Raw genomic sequence first — 973 nt, forward strand, 5'->3', positions numbered from 1 at the left:
AAAGCAGACTCTATGAATGAATCACTGCTTCCTTAAGCGGTGTCACCGATGGACCTGCATTACGGCCCCTTTACTGCCCTATTTCCTTTTCCAGCCGTATAACCGCCAGCTGCTTGCCCAGGTCTTTATATTTCACTTCATCGTAGTCCGCATAATAAATATGCTCCTTCAGGTCTCCTTCTACTTCCACCCGACCTACGGGATCGATGAACATGGAGTGTCCCCCCAGCTGGACACCGTGGTAGGTGCCTACCATGTTGACGGCGCAGATGCACATGCCGTTCTCAATGGCCCTGGCCCGGGTGAGTACTTCCCACTGGGACAGGTGCACTTTGGGCCAGGAAGCGGGAGCCAGCACGAGAGTAATGCCGGCCTTGGCCATTTTCCTCCACATTTTAGGAAAGTAGAATTCATAGCACACCGCCATACCGGTTTTTACACCGCCAATATCCGTTTCCATGAGGTGGGTCCCCGGTGCCATGAGCTGGGCCTCCAGATAGCCGTAAAAGAGATGTCTCTTGCTGTAGTGGGCCTGCACCCTGCCGTCAGGTCCGAAGATAAGGCCCGTGTTCTTCACAATCCCCTCTTTTTCCAAGGGAAGGGTGCCTGCCGCCAGGGTTACGTGGTGGAAAGCAGCAAAGGAGGACAGCCGGTCCACCAGGCCGTCTCCCGCTCGTGTAATCCTGTTTTTAAAATCATGGAAATTGTATCCGATGGTCCACAGCTCCGGCATCACAAGCACATCTGCCCTGGGCGCCGCCTCATCTAGAAGGTCGAAGGCATGGCGGATATTTCTCTCCTTATCTCCCTCTGCCACATCCATCTGCAGCATAGCAATTCTCATTCCATCACCTCAGCACAAGGAATATGCAAAGGGCTGTAGGAAATATGAATCATATTTCTTTACAGCCCTCGTTAGGGAAGCGCTGATTAAATCGTTGTCTGCTTTTATTCTTGAATTTTTATGCAATGC

The 973-nt window shown here is 51.9% G+C and carries 1 protein-coding gene; it reads right to left on the bottom strand.

Annotated features, from left to right (window positions below):
* Positions 1 to 70: 70 nt before the first annotated feature.
* The gene (locus tag B2Y11_RS04785; protein WP_291056854.1) at positions 71 to 844 is read right to left on the bottom strand and encodes a nitrilase-related carbon-nitrogen hydrolase; all 774 of its coding nucleotides are present in this window, start codon (positions 842 to 844) and stop codon (positions 71 to 73) included.
* Between the last annotated feature and the right edge of the window lie 129 nt (positions 845 to 973).

Origin of the sequence: Dialister sp. UBA1703 (assembly GCA_002320515.1) — a bacterium.
Taxonomy (GTDB): Bacteria; Bacillota; Negativicutes; order Veillonellales; family Dialisteraceae; genus Dialister.

Bases quoted from the DNA above. Each gene is read 5' to 3' on its own strand.
- B2Y11_RS04785 (WP_291056854.1), bottom strand. From the start codon at position 844: ATGAGAATTGCTATGCTGCAGATGGATGTGGCAGAGGGAGATAAGGAG.